The organism is Polynucleobacter sp. 86C-FISCH, from assembly GCF_018882415.1.
Taxonomy (GTDB): Bacteria; Pseudomonadota; Gammaproteobacteria; order Burkholderiales; family Burkholderiaceae; genus Polynucleobacter.
Map to the genome: position 1 here is coordinate 1,695,219 of NZ_JACVOL010000001.1, position 16,450 is coordinate 1,711,668.

Annotated in this window: 19 protein-coding genes; 14 read left to right on the forward strand and 5 right to left on the reverse strand. The window is 45.8% G+C overall.

What is annotated here, in order from left to right:
• Positions 1 to 10: 10 nt before the first annotated feature.
• From soxA to mnmH, 12 genes are all read left to right on the forward strand, one after another.
• Positions 11 to 826, forward strand: coding sequence for a sulfur oxidation c-type cytochrome SoxA (gene soxA / locus ICN10_RS08575; protein ID WP_216214624.1), 816 nt, complete (start codon positions 11 to 13; stop codon positions 824 to 826).
• 19 nt (positions 827 to 845) lie between these two features.
• On the forward strand, positions 846 to 1,484 hold the full coding sequence (gene soxX, locus ICN10_RS08580; RefSeq protein ID WP_216214626.1) for a sulfur oxidation c-type cytochrome SoxX: 639 nt from the start codon (positions 846 to 848) through the stop codon (positions 1,482 to 1,484).
• Between the two features lie 47 nt (positions 1,485 to 1,531).
• Positions 1,532 to 3,262: a thiosulfohydrolase SoxB gene (gene soxB / locus ICN10_RS08585; RefSeq protein WP_216214628.1), complete on the forward strand. Its 1,731-nt coding sequence runs from the start codon at positions 1,532 to 1,534 to the stop codon at positions 3,260 to 3,262.
• A 20-nt stretch (positions 3,263 to 3,282) separates the two neighbouring features.
• Positions 3,283 to 3,720, forward strand: a complete 438-nt coding sequence (locus ICN10_RS08590) for a DsrE family protein (protein WP_216214630.1) — start codon at positions 3,283 to 3,285, stop codon at positions 3,718 to 3,720.
• 10 nt (positions 3,721 to 3,730) lie between these two features.
• Complete coding sequence (locus ICN10_RS08595) at positions 3,731 to 4,684, forward strand: MBL fold metallo-hydrolase (protein WP_216214632.1); 954 nt, start codon at positions 3,731 to 3,733, stop codon at positions 4,682 to 4,684.
• Positions 4,685 to 4,761: 77 nt separating this feature from the next.
• The gene (locus ICN10_RS08600) at positions 4,762 to 5,073 is read left to right on the forward strand and encodes a hypothetical protein (protein ID WP_216214634.1); all 312 of its coding nucleotides are present in this window, start codon (positions 4,762 to 4,764) and stop codon (positions 5,071 to 5,073) included.
• A 21-nt stretch (positions 5,074 to 5,094) separates the two neighbouring features.
• Positions 5,095 to 6,216, forward strand: coding sequence for a YeeE/YedE family protein (locus ICN10_RS08605; protein ID WP_216214636.1), 1,122 nt, complete (start codon positions 5,095 to 5,097; stop codon positions 6,214 to 6,216).
• Between the two features lie 19 nt (positions 6,217 to 6,235).
• The gene (locus tag ICN10_RS08610; protein ID WP_216214638.1) at positions 6,236 to 6,673 is read left to right on the forward strand and encodes a YeeE/YedE family protein; all 438 of its coding nucleotides are present in this window, start codon (positions 6,236 to 6,238) and stop codon (positions 6,671 to 6,673) included.
• Position 6,674: 1 nt separating this feature from the next.
• Positions 6,675 to 7,118, forward strand: a complete 444-nt coding sequence (locus ICN10_RS08615; RefSeq protein ID WP_216214640.1) for a YeeE/YedE family protein — start codon at positions 6,675 to 6,677, stop codon at positions 7,116 to 7,118.
• A gap of 57 nt (positions 7,119 to 7,175) precedes the next feature.
• Positions 7,176 to 7,520, forward strand: a complete 345-nt coding sequence (locus ICN10_RS08620; protein ID WP_216214643.1) for a TIGR01244 family sulfur transferase — start codon at positions 7,176 to 7,178, stop codon at positions 7,518 to 7,520.
• A 22-nt stretch (positions 7,521 to 7,542) separates the two neighbouring features.
• Complete coding sequence (locus ICN10_RS08625; RefSeq protein WP_216214645.1) at positions 7,543 to 7,962, forward strand: thioesterase family protein; 420 nt, start codon at positions 7,543 to 7,545, stop codon at positions 7,960 to 7,962.
• 6 nt (positions 7,963 to 7,968) lie between these two features.
• The gene (gene mnmH, locus ICN10_RS08630) at positions 7,969 to 9,042 is read left to right on the forward strand and encodes a tRNA 2-selenouridine(34) synthase MnmH (protein WP_216214647.1); all 1,074 of its coding nucleotides are present in this window, start codon (positions 7,969 to 7,971) and stop codon (positions 9,040 to 9,042) included.
• On the opposite strand, the gene ICN10_RS08635 is transcribed toward mnmH, so the two are convergent.
• Positions 9,039 to 10,217, reverse strand: a complete 1,179-nt coding sequence (locus ICN10_RS08635; protein WP_216214649.1) for an acyl-CoA dehydrogenase — start codon at positions 10,215 to 10,217, stop codon at positions 9,039 to 9,041. The two genes, mnmH and ICN10_RS08635, sit on opposite strands and share 4 nt — an antisense overlap.
• 104 nt (positions 10,218 to 10,321) lie before the next feature.
• Between ICN10_RS08635 and ICN10_RS08640 the strand changes: the two genes are divergently transcribed.
• Together ICN10_RS08640 and ICN10_RS08645 are read left to right on the forward strand one after the other, a co-directional pair.
• A complete protein-coding gene (locus ICN10_RS08640) occupies positions 10,322 to 11,032 on the forward strand; it encodes a queuosine precursor transporter (RefSeq protein WP_216214651.1) in 711 nt (236 codons plus the stop codon).
• 103 nt (positions 11,033 to 11,135) lie between these two features.
• On the forward strand, positions 11,136 to 12,743 hold the full coding sequence (locus ICN10_RS08645; RefSeq protein ID WP_216214653.1) for an ABC-F family ATPase: 1,608 nt from the start codon (positions 11,136 to 11,138) through the stop codon (positions 12,741 to 12,743).
• A gap of 39 nt (positions 12,744 to 12,782) precedes the next feature.
• On the opposite strand, the gene ICN10_RS08650 is transcribed toward ICN10_RS08645, so the two are convergent.
• The 4 genes from ICN10_RS08650 to ICN10_RS08665 form a co-directional block, all read right to left on the reverse strand.
• Positions 12,783 to 13,052 (reverse strand): DUF1289 domain-containing protein, encoded by a 270-nt coding sequence (locus ICN10_RS08650; protein WP_216214655.1) that lies wholly within the window; start codon positions 13,050 to 13,052, stop codon positions 12,783 to 12,785.
• The gene (locus ICN10_RS08655) at positions 13,049 to 14,221 is read right to left on the reverse strand and encodes a GNAT family N-acetyltransferase (protein ID WP_216214656.1); all 1,173 of its coding nucleotides are present in this window, start codon (positions 14,219 to 14,221) and stop codon (positions 13,049 to 13,051) included. The genes ICN10_RS08650 and ICN10_RS08655 overlap by 4 nt, the downstream gene beginning before the upstream one ends.
• A gap of 2 nt (positions 14,222 to 14,223) precedes the next feature.
• Positions 14,224 to 14,610, reverse strand: a complete 387-nt coding sequence (gloA, locus tag ICN10_RS08660) for a lactoylglutathione lyase (RefSeq protein ID WP_216214658.1) — start codon at positions 14,608 to 14,610, stop codon at positions 14,224 to 14,226.
• 74 nt (positions 14,611 to 14,684) lie between these two features.
• Positions 14,685 to 16,355 (reverse strand): electron transfer flavoprotein-ubiquinone oxidoreductase, encoded by a 1,671-nt coding sequence (locus ICN10_RS08665; RefSeq protein WP_216214660.1) that lies wholly within the window; start codon positions 16,353 to 16,355, stop codon positions 14,685 to 14,687.
• Positions 16,356 to 16,450 lie beyond the last annotated feature (95 nt).

A 16,450-nucleotide genomic window follows, 5' to 3' on the forward strand; every position in this document is an offset into this window, starting at 1 on the left:
AGGGTTGCAAATGCAGCGTAAATTAACTTTAGGGTTGGCCTCTGGATTGTTGGCTACCTTATTAATAGTGTCATCTTCAGTCTCTGCGCAAAAGAGTGCAACAGACGATATCGCTAAATATCGCGAGATGATCGCTGACGGCAACCCTTCGGAGCTCTATGAAGCAGCCGGTGAAGATCTATGGAAAAAACCAGCAGGCCCTAAAAACGCCACTCTTGAGAAGTGTGATTTAGGCCTAGGCGCTGGCGTAGTGAAGGGCGCAGCAGCTCAGTTGCCGCGCTACTTTAAAGATACCAACAAGGTGCAAGACCTCGAATCACGTTTGATGACTTGTATGCAAGTCCTTCAAGGTCGTGATCCGCAAGAAATGATTGATGCCCCATTCCAAAAAGGTCCTAAGAAGGATATGGAGGCGATCGTTGCTTACGTAGTCACTGCATCTAAAGGCGACAAAATTAAGGTGAGCACGAATCATCCCAAAGAAAAAGAAATGTATGAGCTCGGTAAGCGCGCATTCTTCTTCCAGGGTGGTCCAATGGATTTCTCATGCGCATCTTGCCATGCTGAAAACGGTAAACGTATTCGTTTGCAAGATTTGCCTAACTTAGTCGAGCAAAAGGGCGCCGCTCTCGGATGGGGTTATTGGCCGGCGTATCGCGTTTCTAGCGGTCAGTTCTGGACTATGCAACAGCGCTTGAACGATTGCTATCGTCAGCAGCGTTTCCCATTCCCAATTTATGGCTCAGATGTAACGATTGCTTTGTCTATGTATATGGCAAAGACTGCCAACGGCGGAACAGTTGAAACTCCTGGATTAAAGCGTTAAGAGATAAGAGATAAAGATCATGAAAAATACAAATATCAAAAAGCTCTTAACTATTGCTGGATTTATTGTTGCTTCTAGCTTGCTGCATAACGTAGCTGTAGCTCAACAAAAGAACGATCCAAAGTTCAACAAAATGATGGCCGACAGCTTTAAAGCTCAAGGTATTGCAGGCTTGGATCGTATCGATCAAGATGCAACCCAGAAGTTTTGCTCTGATCCTGTGTTTGCAAATAGCAAACAGGGCGAGAAGATGCGCGACAAGATTCAGAAAATGAATATGGACACCATCAAGCAGCCTTCTGATGGCAAATATATTGGCGACTGGAAGAATGGCGAGAAAATTGCACAAAGTGGTCGCGGTGCAACCTGGACTGATAAAGCTGATACCGTAATTGGCGGTGGTTGCTATAACTGTCACCAGATTGACCCTAAAGAGATTTCTTATGGAAACATCGGACCATCATTAACCGGTTACGGAAAAATGCGCGGTTACTCACCTGAAGTGGTTACGTATACCTGGAATCGTATTAATAATTCCAAGGCGTATAACGCGTGTAGCAATATGCCACGATTTGCACACTTCAAGCTCTTAAATGAGCAGCAGATTCAGGATGTCATGGCTTTACTGCTTGATCCTGCCTCTCCAGTTAATCAATAACGAATCAAAGAACAGGCCGACAGGCCTGTTTTCACAAGGGGAATCTTATGTCTTTAAGTCGCCGCGAATTTTTGCAGGCATTGGCCATTGCATCTGCAGGTGGAATGAGTCTGCAATCCAATTTTGTTAATGCTCAAGGAAACGCGCAAAAGTTTTATGACTTACCCAAATTCGGTAATGTCCACTTTTTGCATTTCACGGATTGTCATGCGCAACTATTGCCGATTTACTTTCGCGAGCCCAACGTAAACCTTGGCATTGGTGGGCAAGAGGGCAAGACTCCGCACTTAGTTGGCGAGTATTTCCTCAAAGCCAATGGCATTGCACCAGGTACACGTGACGCCCATGCATTTACTTACTTGGATTACGTTGCTGCAGCCCAGAACTACGGCAAGATGGGTGGCTTCGCCCATATGGCTACATTGATTAAGCAAATCAAGGCAAATCGCCCTGGCTCGCTCTTATTGGATGGCGGTGATACTTGGCAAGGTTCTGGTACGTCTCTTTGGACCAACGGCCAGGATATGGTTGATGCTGCTTTGGCGTTAGGCGTAGATGTGATGACGCCGCATTGGGAAATGACCTTAGGCGAGAAGCGCGTAATGGAAATCGTGAATGGCGATTTCAAAGGTAAGGTTTCATTTATCGCTCAAAATATTAAGACATCTGACTTTGGCGATATGGTGTTTAACCCATATGTCATGAAAGTGCAGAACGGTATTCAGGTTGCCATTATTGGCCAGGCCTTCCCGTACACCCCGATTGCAAATCCAAGATACTTCACCCCAGACTGGACCTTTGGTATTCAAGAAGAGAATATGCAAAAGACCATTGATGAAGTTAGATCTAAAGGGGCCAAGGTAGTGGTGCTTCTGTCGCATAACGGTATGGACGTTGACCTAAAGATGGCATCGCGCGTGCGTGGTCTAGATGCAATTCTAGGTGGCCATACTCATGATGGTGTGCCTATTCCGGTCAAGGTAAAGAATGCGGGTGGTGTAACGCTTGTTACCAATGCGGGCTCCAATAGCAAGTTCTTGGGCGTACTTGATTTTGACGTGAAGGGCGGCAAGCCAGTCGACTTTAGATATAAGTTACTGCCAATCTTCTCTAATATGATTCCTGCTGATCCAACGATGAGTAAGTTGATCACCAAAATTAGAGCGCCATTCGAAGCTAAGCTAAATGAAAAATTAGCCACTACTGAAGGCCTCTTGTATCGTCGTGGCAACTTTAATGGTAGCTTTGATCAACTTATCCTAGATGGGCTCATGGCGCAGAAGAATGCGGAGATTGCTTTCTCACCAGGCTTCCGCTGGGGAACCAGCCTGTTGCCAGGTCAAGCAATCACACGCGAGAATCTGATGGATCAAACGGCGATTACTTATCCGTACACCACGGTGACTAATATGAGTGGTGAAACCATCAAGACCATTCTTGAGGACGTGGCAGATAATTTGTTTAATCCAGATCCGTATTATCAGCAGGGTGGTGACATGGTTCGCGTTGGCGGCATGCAATACACCATTGATCCTGCGCAAACAGCCGGTAAGCGTATTACAGATATGCGCTTAAACGGTAAGCCAATTGAGGCTAGTAAGACTTATAAAGTGGCAGGCTGGGCGCCGGTTAGCGAAGAGGCAAAGAATGCTGGTGGCGAGGCAATCTGGGATGTAATGGAACGTCACTTGCGCGATGTCAAAGTGGTTAAAGCAGTCAAGCTCAATGAGCCAATCATTAAGGGTGTTGCAAACAATCCTGGTATGGTTTCGATCTAATTTAAGTCATAGGACGTGAAATGAAAAAACTACTTTCCATCATTGCTGTTTTGACTTTTTCGCTTGGCTTTGGTTCTTTAGTTTCAGCTCAATCTACAGGTAATACAAAAGTGGTTTACCACATTGATGATGCAGAGTCCCAGGGCTTAAAGGGATTGCGCAATATCCGTAATCATTTAGATGTAGCGCCACAAACCACCATTATTGTGGTGACCCATGCCAATGGCGTCGACATCATGATGGAAGGAGCGAAAGATAAAAAGAATAATGTGGAGTACGCACCTTTAGTTGGCGCTTTGAAGTCTCGCGGTGTGAAGTTTGAGGTTTGCGAGATTACGCTCAAGAATCGTAACTTGAAAAAAGACCAGTTCACTTTAGATGCTGATTTCACGCCATCGGGTGTAGTTCGTGTTGCCGATTTGCAATATAAAGATGGTTTTGCTTACATCAAGCCTTAAACAGTCTTATATGAATTGCTTCAAACGTCTTGCGGGGATCCTGATGGGATCCCTTATCTTTCTGAGTTCGGCTTTTGGTCAGGGCAAGCCTGTTGATGCGATATCACTAAAACCTGTCCAGGTAGCTCCCCATACCTATTTTGTACAAGGCTTTCCAGAAATGGGAAGTAGTGCTAACCAAAACTTTATTTCTAATGCTGGCTTTGTTGTTACGCCAGGTGGAGTAGTTGTTGTTGATGCCTTGGGTTCGCCGATTCTTGCACAAAAGCTCATTGCTGAAATCAAGAAAATTACACCGCAAAAGATAGTGGCTCTCATCGTGAGTCATTACCATGCCGACCATGTTTATGGCTTGCAAGAATTTAAAAAGATTGGTGCCAAAATCTATGCGCAAGGTGAGGGTAGAAATTACCTCTCTTCTGAAACCGCTAAGCAACGCTTAATAGCTTCAAGAATCGATTTTGCTCCTTGGGTTAATGCAAATACTAAATTAATCTCTGCGGATGTATGGGTGGATCAAAAAACCAAGCTAACCATTGGTGGGGTAGATTTCTTTGTCAGTAGGGTTGGACCTGCGCATGCTCCTGAAGATCTGATGGTGTATGTGCCATCTGAAAAGGTATTGTTCGCGGGGGATTTGGTTTTCAGAGGCCGCATTCCATTTGTTGGGAACGCCGATAGCAAGGGGTGGCTGATTGCTCTAGATGAGATTGAAAAACTCAACCCTAATATTGTGATTCCAGGGCACGGCAATTACTCGGTTAAACCGGCTGAAGACATCGCCTTCACCAGGAATTACCTTAAGTATTTGCGTGAGTCCATGTCTGAAGCCGCTATTAACCTAGATCCTTTCGAGGATGCCTATAAACAGGCTGATTGGTCTGAATACGAGGGGATGCCGCTGTTTAGGGCTGCTAACCGCATGAATGCCTATAACGTCTATCTGTCGATCCAGGCTGAGTAAGACAAGCAAGTAAGGCAAATTCAGCCATTGGGCCTTAAAATAGAGGATTAATGCTAAATCCTTGATTTGTAATGAAAATGACTTTTCTCCGATCTATCTCAGCAATTGCTTTCAGTGCGCTTATTAGCACTCCAGCGCTTGCCGCTCCAGATTTGGCTAATGGCAAGACCATAGACCAGCAAAAGTGCTACGCCTGTCATGCCAAGAAAACCGGCTTTGGTAATGGCGACATGATTTACACACGCTCTGATAGTAAGGTGAAGTCGCTGGCTGACTTGAAAAAGATGGTTGGCCTATGCAATACCGAACTACGGCTTGATCTGTTCCCCGAGGATGAAGCGGATGTCACCGCTTTTCTCAATAAACAGTTTTACAAATTTAAACCTTAATTTTTTCAAGATTTGATCGCTATGGATGTTGTAGATATTAGTTCTTTAAGCAAGTCTGTTCTCTGGGCTACTTTTGCCATCACCTTTTTTCTGGGTGCCGTTATGCAGAAGACTGGGTTTTGCAGCATGGGTGCAGTTTCTGACATTTTCATCATGTCTAGCTGGGGTCGTTTAAAACAATGGTTCTTAGCTATCGGTGTCGCCATTATTGGTTTTACCTTGATGTCTTACCTTGGCTTGATTGATCCGCTCAAAAGTTTTTATACCGGCAATAAATTTTTATGGCTTTCCACAATCGTTGGAAGCGTTTTATTTGGCTTGGGTATGGTTTTAGCGTCAGGGTGCGGCAGCAAAACCTTGATCCGTATCGGTGGCGGTAACTTAAAGTCCATCGTAGTGTTTATGGTCCTCGGATTGACTGCCTATATGACAATGCGCGGTTTCCTAGGCGTGGTACGCATCAATACTTTGGATACGTTTTTTATCGCCTTTAATACCCCACAGGATTTACCTAGTCTTTTAAGCGCACCTCTTGGCATTGCTCGTCCTCAACTTCATCTGGCTCTAGGCTTGATCATTGGCGCAGCATTCATTGCTTATGCCATAGCTAGCAAAGCATTTTGGACTGCTGAAAATCTATTTGCAGGCATTGCCGTAGGATTGGCAATCTGTGCTGTATGGTGGGTATCAGGCAATCTAGGATATGTTGCCGAGGATCCAAATACTTTAGAAGAAGTATTTTTGGTAACGAATTCAGGTCGCATGGAAAGCCTTTCGTTTGTTGCACCTTATGCCTATTCCTTGGATTGGTTGATGATGTATAGCGATACATCCAAAGTAATCACAGTGGGTATTGCAGCTGTTGTAGGAATGATTTTGGGTTCTACTGCAGTATCAATTGCAACTAAATCATTTCGTTGGGAATCCTTTCGTAATACTGAAGATACAGCCAATCATTTAGTCGGCGCTGCACTGATGGGCTTTGGTGGTGTGACTGCCTTAGGCTGTACAGTAGGGCAGGGCTTGAGCGGTATCTCAACTCTTGCCGTTGGTTCACTGCTGGCCTTGCCTGGATTTATCTTTGGGGCTTATTTAGGTCTACGTTATTTACAAATACGCCTTGCTCCTAACCCTTGCAGTTAATTTTAAATACGGCTGAATAATGCAAATTGATTGGATGTCTTTTACCCCCATTCCTTCCTTATTAGGCGGGATGATTCTGGGGGTTGCTGCGGCCTTGTATGTTTTATTACATGGTCGTATTTTGGGTATTAGCGGAATTGTTTCTGGTTTGCTGCACCCTAAATTGACTGATTCAGCATGGCGTGTTGCTCTGGTGCTGGGTTTGGTAACCGCACCTTTTCTGGCAGCGTTATTTTTTGGCATATTCCCGGTAGTGGAAATTGAAGCGGATTGGATCGCGATTGTGATTGCCGGTCTTCTGGTTGGGTTTGGTGCTCAATATGGTTCAGGCTGTACTAGTGGCCATGGTATTTGCGGCCTTTCACGCTTATCGCCACGTTCATTAGTTGCCACGCTCTCTTTTATGGGTGCAGGATTTATCACTGTTTACGTGCTGCGTCACTTGATTGGAGTTTGAGATGAGAAAACATTTCAGCTTACTTGGACAGTACGCAATTGGTGTGCTGTTTGGTTGGGGCTTGATCATCTCCGGCATGAGCAATCCACAGAAGATTTTGGCATTTTTGGATTTAACCGGTAACTGGGATCCATCGTTAATGTTTGTCATGATGGGTGCCGTGATTGTTGGTCTAGCCGGGTTCTACGTTGTTAGCAAAAGAACTGAAGCTTTTTTTGGTGGGGCATTGCATATCCCTACACGTAGAGACATTACCAAGCCATTGATTATTGGTAGCTTAATTTTTGGGGCTGGCTGGGGAATCGCTGGCTTTTGTCCTGGTCCAGCCCTAGTTGCTCTAGGCGCAGGCCACCTTAAGGCCTTGGTGTTTGTGGTTGCCATGCTAGCTGGCATGGAGATTTGCGAGCGCTTCTTTACGGCCCATAAAAGCAAGCCAAACCTCTGAGTCAACCCTGATTTAAAATCAACCCTATCGCATAATTTATTGAATGTAGAGGGTTTTATGAGTCTTCCTATTTCTTGCCATAACGCTCAGTTTGGCACTCTCGGTCAGATAGACCCAAGCCATTTGGCTGAAATTGCTAAACAAGGCTATAAGAGCGTCATTAATAACCGTCCTGACGGTGAGGGTGGTCCAAGCCAACCTTTGAATGCTGCAATTCAAGCCGAAGCAGAAAAGCTGGGCTTAAATTACGTTTACTTACCAGTGGTGCCAGGTGCATTCACTCCGGCTCAAGTACAAGAAATGGCGCGCCTCTTAAAAACTTTACCTGGACCAGTTCTTGCTTTTTGTCGCTCTGGCGCACGCTCTACTAATTTGTACCAACTTGCTTTGCAACTTGGTTAATCTAAAGAGCACTCGTTAAACCATGCGCATCACCATTCCCGAAGAACGAAAATTAGTACATGAGATGATCATGCCTATTCGTTGGGGCGATATGGATGCGTATGGACACGTGAACAATACCATTTACTTTCGCTACATGGAGCAGGCTCGTTGTGAATGGATTACTGCGATGGGTTACGAGGTTGCCCCTGGTCGTGAATCCATGTTGATGCTGAATGGCTTTTGTAACTTTTATCAACAACTCTCGTTCCCAGGTGAGCTGATATTAAAGACCTCCATTGGCGCCATTGGCAGAACTAGTTTGGACGTCTATACCAGCATGGCTTTAACTACCTCGCCTGAAGTCGAGGCGGCTATTGGTGGCGCCACCATGGTTTGGGTAGATTTGACCACTAATAAATCAGCGCCTTGGCCTGAGCATATTTTGCAAAAGTTGCGCTAGTCTATCGTGCAACCCAGCAATCCAAATATCTTACGAGTTGATCAATTTTTATCTGAGCTAGATCAGTTTGATCTCGTGATTGATGTGAGATCTCCAGCAGAGTTTGCTTTAGATCACATTCCTGGCGCAGTTAATTACCCCGTTCTTGATAATGAAGAGCGCGCAAAAATAGGAACGCTTTATAAACAAGAGTCTCCATTTGCGGCTAAAAAACTAGGGGCAGCGTTGGTCTCCAAAAACATTGCTACTCATCTTGAAAATCACTTTCTAGAATTACCCCGTGAATGGCGTCCATTAATTTATTGCTGGCGTGGTGGTGAACGCAGTGGCGCCTTTACTCACATTCTCAATCGGATTGGTTGGAAAGCTAAACAGCTAGAAGGTGGTTACCAAGGTTTTCGTCGTACGGTGATTGATGGTCTAGACCAGGCAGCCGGTCAATTTTCATTTCAGGTCATTTGTGGAATGACGGGCAGTGGCAAAACACGAGTGCTGCAAGAGATCGGTGCATTAGGGGCTCAGATCCTTGATTTGGAGGGTCTAGCAGTTCATCGTGGCTCGGTGCTTGGTAATGAGCCTAATGAAGACCAGCCATCGCAAAAAGGCTTTGAAACTGCGCTATGGAATGCCTTGCGTTCGCTTGATCCCGCTAAGCCAGTATTTGTGGAATCCGAAAGCAAGAAGGTAGGGGGATTGCACGTACCTGATGCTTTAATGGAAAAAATTCGCAATGGGTCTTGTATTGAATTGAGATCGAGCACTCAAACACGAGTGTCCTGGTTAATTCGTGAATACCATCACTTTCTAACCGATACCGATAATTTCAAGCTTAAGTTAGCATTGCTGACTGCTCATTATGGAAAAGTGCAGATTGCTAAATGGAATGAGGCAATTGATGCGGGTAATTTTCCGGAGCTCGTTGAAGAGTTGCTAGTAAAGCATTACGACCCATCCTACCAATCATCTATTGTCCGTAACTTTCCTCAATACAGAATTGAGAATTTTGTACAACTAGATGATGATAGTGATGAGGCCTTTGCCAGAGCAGCAAAGGCCATCGCAAGCAAGCTGGGCGCTTAACTGAAGGCCTGAATACCTGTTTGTGCACGACCTAAAATAAGGGCGTGAATATCGTGAGTACCTTCGTAGGTGTTAACGACTTCCAAGTTCAGCATGTGACGCACAACGCCATACTCATCTGAGATACCGTTACCACCATGCATATCGCGTGCCATGCGCGCAACATCTAAAGACTTGCCGCAAGAGTTGCGCTTCATGATGGAAGTGATTTCTGGAGCAGCAATGCCCTCATCTTTCATGCGACCCAGGCGTAAGCAGCCCTGAAGCCCTAAAGTAATCTCAGTTTGCATGTCAGCCAATTTCTTCTGAATCAATTGATTCGCGGCGAGTGGCTTCCCAAATTGCTTGCGATCCATGGTGTATTGACGTGCGGCATACCAGCACCATTCAGCTGCACCAAGGGCGCCCCAAGCGATGCCATAGCGTGCTGAGTTTAAGCAAGTGAATGGACCTTTAAGGCCTTCAATTTCTGGAAATTCATTTTCAGCAGGCACGAACACTTCGTCCATGACGATTTCACCGGTGATTGAGGCGCGCAGACCCATCTTGCCGCTGATCTTTGGCGCACTTAAGCCCTTCATGCCTTTTTCAAGGATGTAGCCACGAATGATGCCTTCATCATTCTTTGCCCAGACCACAAACACATCTGCAATCGGGGAGTTGGAGATCCACATCTTGGAGCCAGTCAAAGAAAATCCGCCAGGAACCTTCTTGGCGCGAGTAATCATGCCGCCAGCATCTGAGCCATAGTTAGGTTCGGTTAAACCAAAGCAACCAATCCATTCGCCGCTGGCTAATTTAGGAAGATATTTTTGCTTCTGCGCTTCACTACCGAATTCATTAATCGGAACCATCACCAAGGAAGACTGCACGCTCATCATGGAGCGATAACCAGAATCCACACGTTCGATTTCACGAGCGATTAAGCCGTAAGAGACGTAGTTGAGATTTGCTCCACCATATTGTTCGGGGATGGTGATTCCTAAAAGACCAAGCTCACCCATTTCACGGAAGATAGCAGGATCGGTGGTTTCATTACGATAGGCATCATGAATGCGTGGCATTAAGCGGCCTTGAGCATATTCAGCGGCAGCATCACGAACCATGCGCTCTTCTTCAGTCAGCTGGGTATCAAGAAGTAGGGGGTCTGCCCAGTTAAAACTTACTTTACTCATTGCCTTGTCATCCTCTATGCGGTGTTGTAGTTACTTTTTGCCTGCGCCCTGCGAATTTTCAGGAATGCAGATATTCTGTTTCTATTATCCATTTTTCTGGACTTATGGACTCGCCTAGACGTCACCATCGCTATTACGACCTCATTCTGACTGCCTTTGTGGTCGTTTTGTTGTGCTCGAACTTTATTGGCGCTGGTAAGGCGGCTGTAATTGATCTTCCGTATTTCGGGGCTGTGCCATTTGGTGGAGGAATTCTATTTTTCCCCATCGCCTATTTCTTTGGTGACATCCTGACGGAAGTCTATGGATACGCATACGACCGCAGAGCAGTTTGGGCTGGCTTTGCTGCTCTCGCATTTGCCGCAATCATGGCGCAAATAGTCATTGCCTTACCGGTTGCTCCTGGCGACTATATGGCTAATTATCAGCACGGGCTAGAAACGGTATTTGGAAACTCTTGGCGTATTGCTTTGGCTTCCATGTTTTCTTTCTGGTGCGGAAGTCTGGTCAACAGTTATGTATTGGCAAAGATGAAGATCTGGACCCAGGGCCGTGCTCTATGGATGCGCACGATCGGCTCTACAGCGGTAGGTGAGATGGTCGACTCCTCTTTTTTCTATATGCTGGCGTTTTATGGTATCTGGCCAACCCATGAAATCATTCAGGTGGCCTTGGCGCAGTACGTTCTCAAGACGTCCTGGGAGGTCTTGGCAACCCCATTGACTTACTTGGTCGTGAACTACCTCAAACGTAAAGAAAACGAGGATTTCTACGATATTCATACGAATTTCACCCCATTTAGGGTCAAAGTCTAAGTAAGACCACGGCTTCCTGCCAACAAAGACGTCTAAGCCGTTAAAATAACGGTCTTTGCCCCTCCGGGGTAACTATTGAATTTCAGAAAGCTAGAAAACATCCGTGCTGTCAGCATCTAATATCACCATGCAGTTTGGGGCAAAGCCTCTGTTTGAAAACATTTCCGTGAAGTTTGGCGGCGGTAATCGTTACGGCCTCATCGGCGCAAACGGTTGCGGTAAATCGACCTTCATGAAAATTTTAGGTGGCGAGCTTGAGCCAACTAGTGGGAACGTGAGCTTAGACCCAGGTATTCGTTTGGGTAAATTGCGTCAAGATCAATTTGCATACGAAGATGTGCGCGTTCTTGATGTAGTGATGATGGGTCACGAAGAGATGTGGAAGGCTGCAGCAGAACGCGATGCGATCTACGCTAATCCAGATGCTTCTGATGAAGATTACATGAAGGCTGCTGAGCTTGAAGGTAAGTACGCCGAATACGGCGGCTATACCGCTGAAGCAAAAGCAGGTGAGTTGTTATTAGGCATTGGTATTCCTATTGAGCAACACAACGGCCCAATGAGCAATGTTGCGCCAGGTTGGAAATTGCGTGTATTGCTAGCGCAAGCATTGTTCTCTGATCCAGACGTTCTCTTGCTTGATGAGCCAACCAATAACTTGGATATTCACTCCATTCATTGGCTTGAGGACATCCTCAATCAAATTAAGAGCACCATCGTCATCATTTCCCATGATCGTCACTTCCTCAATGAAGTCTGTACGCACATGGCCGACATGGACTATGGAACGCTCAAGGTCTACCCAGGAAACTACGATTCCTACATGCTGGCATCTGTACAGGCACGTACACAACAACTGAGCAATAACGTTAAGGCTAAAGAAAAAATTGCTGAATTGGCAGCTTTCGTAGCACGCTTCTCAGCAAATGCTTCTAAGGCACGTCAAGCGACTTCACGTCAAAGACAGTTAGAGAAAATTGAGATTGTTGAAGTAAAACCTTCCTCACGTCAAAACCCATTCATTCGTTTTGATACAGAGAAGAAGTTGCATAACATGGCGGTAGAGTGCAATGCGCTAACCAAGGCTTATGACCGCGTTATCTTCAAGAACTTCAAATTAGGTGTTCGTGCTGGCGAGAAGATTGCCATCATTGGACAAAACGGCGCTGGTAAGACGACACTACTCAAGACTATTCTAAGCAAGCGCTTTGAAGGTATTGCTGCTGATAGCGGTGATGTGAAGTGGGCTGAAAATGCTAATGTTGGTGTGATGCCTCAAGACAATACTGAGATGTTCGCAAAAGACGAATTACTCATGGATTGGATGAATTGGTGGCGCAATACTGGTGACGATGACCAAGTGATTCGTGGCACATTAGGTCGCCTCTTGTTCTCTGGTGACGATATTGGCAAGTCCGTTAAGGTCCTCTCTGGTGGTGAAAAAGGCAGAATGATTTGGGGTAAATTGATGCTCCAAAAATATAACGTGCTAGCAATGGATGAGCCGACAAACCATATGGATATGGAATCCATTGAGAGCTTGCAAATTGCACTTGAGAAATTCGACGGCACGCTCATCTTTGTTTCTCACGACCGTGAGTTTGTATCTGCTTTGGCTAATCGCATCTTAGAGGTGAAGATGGATGGCACTGTAGTGGATTACTCCGGAACTTACGAAGAGTATTTACGAAGCCAAGCATTGGCTGGCTAATTTAAGTTCAGCAGTAAACCTGTTAGTAAAAATAAGCCCCTACGCGGGCTTATTTTCTTTGGCTTGTCGTTGAAAGCGGGTCGCAGTACCTTCTTCGCGAATGCGCTTCCACACTGAATCCTTTTCTTCTTGAGAAAAGAAAACCCAATTACTGACTTCTCCGAGAGTGCGACCGCATCCTTGGCAGATTTCATCGTAAAGAGTGGTGCACACACCAATGCAAGGGGAGTCGGACTCATTATCCCCAGTCGATAGGGAGTGAGAGCCATCTTGCGAGGCTGATTTGGTGTCGTTGCTTCCAGAATTCATGGCTGTACTTTAGACGATTTCAAAGGACTGTGCTCGGCTAGCTCATCAACATAAGCCCCAATCCCTTGATGCTCTCGATCTAAGAAGTGTTGTACTGCTTTGGCAAAGCGGGGATCGGCAATGAAATGGGCTGATTGAATCGTAGTAGGTAAGAAGCCGCGCGCCATCTTGTGTTCACCTTGTGCGCCGCCTTCAAAGGTCTGTACCTTGTTGGAAATGCAGTATTCAATGGCTTGGTAATAGGCAGTTTCAAAGTGCAAGCAGGGGATATGTTCTATCGCACCCCAATATCTGCCATAAGCCTTGGAGGTTTTGGGGTCTATGACTAGTAATGATGCAGCAATAGGATTTCCCGCACGTTCAGCAATGATTAAATGAAGGTTCTCGGGCATTCGCTGTGCCCATAGCTTGAAGAATGCCTCACTGAGATATGGATTAGAGCGATGCTCTAAGTATGTATTTTCATAGCAGCGATAGAAAAATTCCCAATCATCATTGGTTGAAGATATTCCTGACACATGCCTAAAGCTAATAGATTCTTTTGCCACTTGCTCGCGTTCACGCCGAATATTCTTGCGGCGCTTCATTGTGAGGACTGCTAAAAATTGCTCAAAGTTCTCAAAGCTCTGGTTATGCCAATGAAATTGCACTGAGTCACGTAGCATGAAGCCTTGCTCTTGAAGGCTTTTAGAGTCTGAGGCGTAAGGGAATAAAACATGCGCTGAAGACAGATTGTTTTGTACAACTAAAGTTTTTAACCCTGTAATGACATGCTGCTTAACCATATCGGCATCAATGTGACTGGCGCTAAGAATTCTGGAGCCTTGTACTGGCGAGAAGGGGATGGCACAGAGGGCCTTTGGAAAGTACTGCATACCTTGCTGCTCATAAGCCTGAGCCCATGACCAATCAAATACAAATTCGCCATACGAATGTTGTTTTAAATACAGAGGCATTGCGCCTATCAGTTGGCCATGATCTTTTAGGAGTAGGTGCGCAACTTGCCACCCGGTATTGCCGCCAACACAACTCGTTTCTTCTAGGCCACTCAGAAATTCATGACGCAGAAAGGGTCCTGCATCAGAAGGAAGTAGAGCATTCCAGTCCTGGCAAGGGATATCGCTTAAGCGATCAAGTATTTCTAATTGATATGAATCGGGCTGGGCCACGATTAGCGCTGAATAAGCTCTATTTTGTAGCCATCAGGATCGGTAACAAATGCAATGATGGTGTCGCCGCCAGCTACTGGTCCAGCTTCACGAGTGACATTGCCACCAGCCGCCTTAATCTTGGCGCATGCAGCATATGCATCAGGAACACCAATGGCTATATGACCATATGCTGTTCCCATCTCGTAACTAGAAACTCCATGGTTATAGGTCAACTCAATCTCAGCTTGTCCATCGCCATTACCTTTGCCGTATCCCACAAAAGCGAGTGAGTATTTTTGCTCAGGACGCTCAGTAGTGCGCAGTAAATTCATACCCAATACTTTGGTGTAGAAATCAATGGAGCGATTCAAGTCGCCAACGCGAAGCATGGTATGTAAGATCATCATGAGCTAAATATAACGCTATTTATTGAATCGTGTTTTGAATGAAAAACCCCGGCATATAACCGGGGCTGTATTTATTACATGGAAGCATAGTTCGGGCCGCCGCCACCTTCTGGCGTAACCCACACGATGTTTTGAGTTGGATCTTTAATATCGCAAGTCTTGCAATGAACACAGTTCTGAGAATTGATTTGCAAGCGTGGCTTGCCGTTAGTTTCTACGTACTCATACACGCCAGCAGGGCAGTAGCGTTGCTCGGGGCCTGCATAGGTTTTAAGGTTCACATCCACAGGCACCGAATCATTCTTCAAAGTTAAGTGAATAGGTTGATTCTCGGCATGATTCGTATTGGAAATAAATACGGATGAGAGGCGATCAAACGTAATCTTCCCATCTGGCTTCGGATAATCAATGGGCTTGTGTTGAGCAGCGGGCTCAAGGCATTCGTGGTCAGCATGTTTTAGATGGACAGTCCAAGGCATATTACCGCCCAACAACTTCTGTTCCAAACCAACCATGAGGGTGCCGAGATAGAGCCCTTTTGACATCCATGGCTTGAAGTTACGCGCTTGATTGAGTTCTGTATGTAGCCAACTATTTTGGAATGCAGTTGGGTAAGCAGATAAAACATCTTCAGAACGGTTTTCATTAATCGCTGCGACTGCCGCTTCTGCAGCAAGCATGCCTGTCTTAATGGCGGCATGACTGCCTTTGATGCGTGATGCATTCAAATAGCCAGCATCGCAACCAATGAGTGCGCCACCAGGGAACACGGTTTTTGGCAGGCTGTTTAAGCCGCCTGCAGTTAACGCACGTGCACCATAAGCAATACGCTTGCCGCCTTCAAAAGTTTCACGAATTTTTGGATGCAACTTATAGCGTTGGAATTCTTCAAAAGGAGAAAGGTAAGGGTTCTTATATGAGAGGCCAACCACCAAGCCAACTGCAACCTTGTTATCACCTAGGTGATAAAGGAATGAGCCGCCATAGGTATCGCTCTCCAATGGCCAGCCTGCCGTGTGGACAACCAGCCCAGGCTTGCTCTTGGAGGACTCCACTTCCCAGAGCTCCTTAATACCAATGCCATAGCTTTGTGGGTCGGCATCTTTATCTAATGCAAATTTGGAGATGAGCTGTTTGCCGAGATGGCCGCGTGAACCCTCAGCAAAGAGGGTGTACTTGCCACGCAATTCCATACCAAGTTGAAATTGATCGGTTGGATTACCTTCTTTATCCAAACCCATTGAGCCAGTAATCACTCCACAAACTGCGCCTTGATCGTTATAGAGAATTTCTGCTGCTGGGAAGCCTGGGAAGATTTCAACGCCAAGATTTTCTGCTTGTTGCCCTAGCCAACGTGTCACGTTTGCAAGACTAACAATATAGTTGCCTTCATTTTTAAAGCAGTGGGGCAACATCCAATTCGGGACTTGATAAGAGTTATCGCTGGTCAAGAATAAAAACTGATCTTGAGTTACTTCTGTTTCTAATGGTGCACCCAGTTCTTTCCAATCTGGAAATAACTCAGCAAGCGCTTTTGGATCCATCACCGCGCCAGAAAGAATGTGAGCGCCGATTTCTGAGCCCTTTTCAAGAACGCATACGCTGATCTCTTTGCCGGAGGCATTGGCCAGTTGCTTGGCTTTAATGGCGGCTGATAAGCCTGCAGGCCCACCCCCAACAATGACTAAGTCATAGTCCATGGAGTCTCTGGGACCAAATTGCTCTACCAGTTCAGCAGCATTCATTCAATTTCTCCGAAATTTCTCAAAAATAGTGCTTTTCAGCCCTAATAGTTTAGTTCCAACTGTCAAAAACCGAATTAGTGCCAAGACCACCTTAA

Coding starts and splice junctions, on each gene's coding strand:
- ICN10_RS08615 (WP_216214640.1), top strand. CDS start 6,675: ATGAGAAAACATTTCAGCTTACTTGGACAGTACGCAATTGGTGTGCTG.
- ICN10_RS08665 (WP_216214660.1), bottom strand. CDS start 16,355: ATGAATGCTGCTGAACTGGTAGAGCAATTTGGTCCCAGAGACTCCATG.
- ICN10_RS08600 (WP_216214634.1), top strand. CDS start 4,762: ATGACTTTTCTCCGATCTATCTCAGCAATTGCTTTCAGTGCGCTTATT.
- ICN10_RS08595 (WP_216214632.1), top strand. CDS start 3,731: ATGAATTGCTTCAAACGTCTTGCGGGGATCCTGATGGGATCCCTTATC.
- ICN10_RS08610 (WP_216214638.1), top strand. CDS start 6,236: ATGCAAATTGATTGGATGTCTTTTACCCCCATTCCTTCCTTATTAGGC.
- soxX (WP_216214626.1), top strand. CDS start 846: ATGAAAAATACAAATATCAAAAAGCTCTTAACTATTGCTGGATTTATT.
- ICN10_RS08620 (WP_216214643.1), top strand. CDS start 7,176: ATGAGTCTTCCTATTTCTTGCCATAACGCTCAGTTTGGCACTCTCGGT.
- ICN10_RS08635 (WP_216214649.1), bottom strand. CDS start 10,217: ATGAGTAAAGTAAGTTTTAACTGGGCAGACCCCCTACTTCTTGATACC.
- ICN10_RS08640 (WP_216214651.1), top strand. CDS start 10,322: ATGGACTCGCCTAGACGTCACCATCGCTATTACGACCTCATTCTGACT.
- gloA (WP_216214658.1), bottom strand. CDS start 14,610: ATGATGATCTTACATACCATGCTTCGCGTTGGCGACTTGAATCGCTCC.
- ICN10_RS08605 (WP_216214636.1), top strand. CDS start 5,095: ATGGATGTTGTAGATATTAGTTCTTTAAGCAAGTCTGTTCTCTGGGCT.
- soxA (WP_216214624.1), top strand. CDS start 11: ATGCAGCGTAAATTAACTTTAGGGTTGGCCTCTGGATTGTTGGCTACC.
- ICN10_RS08590 (WP_216214630.1), top strand. CDS start 3,283: ATGAAAAAACTACTTTCCATCATTGCTGTTTTGACTTTTTCGCTTGGC.
- ICN10_RS08625 (WP_216214645.1), top strand. CDS start 7,543: ATGCGCATCACCATTCCCGAAGAACGAAAATTAGTACATGAGATGATC.
- soxB (WP_216214628.1), top strand. CDS start 1,532: ATGTCTTTAAGTCGCCGCGAATTTTTGCAGGCATTGGCCATTGCATCT.
- ICN10_RS08650 (WP_216214655.1), bottom strand. CDS start 13,052: ATGAATTCTGGAAGCAACGACACCAAATCAGCCTCGCAAGATGGCTCT.